Below are 231 nucleotides of genomic sequence, written 5' to 3'. Positions count from 1 at the left end.
TATATCAAATTTTCTTTTATGGAGAGTTTGATCCTGGCTCAGGACGAACGCTGGCGGCGTGCCTAATACATGCAAGTCGAGCGGACGGATGGGAGCTTGCTCCCAGAAGTTAGCGGCGGACGGGTGAGTAACACGTGGGCAACCTGCCCTATAGTTGGGGATAACTCCGGGAAACCGGGGCTAATACCGAATGATACATTTCATCTCCTGTTGAAATGTTGAAAGATGGTT

The 231-nt window shown here is 49.8% G+C and carries 1 rRNA gene; it reads left to right on the top strand.

The window, feature by feature from the left end:
* Positions 1–15: 15 nt before the first annotated feature.
* A 16S ribosomal RNA gene (locus CD30_RS19340) occupies positions 16–231 on the top strand; the annotation flags it as partial.

Origin of the sequence: Ureibacillus massiliensis 4400831 = CIP 108448 = CCUG 49529 (genome assembly GCF_000772965.1) — a bacterium.
Classification (GTDB): domain Bacteria; phylum Bacillota; class Bacilli; order Bacillales_A; family Planococcaceae; genus Ureibacillus; species Ureibacillus massiliensis.
Note: the sequence above shows the minus strand (reverse complement) of the source record. Positions and strands in the feature narration are given on the sequence as shown.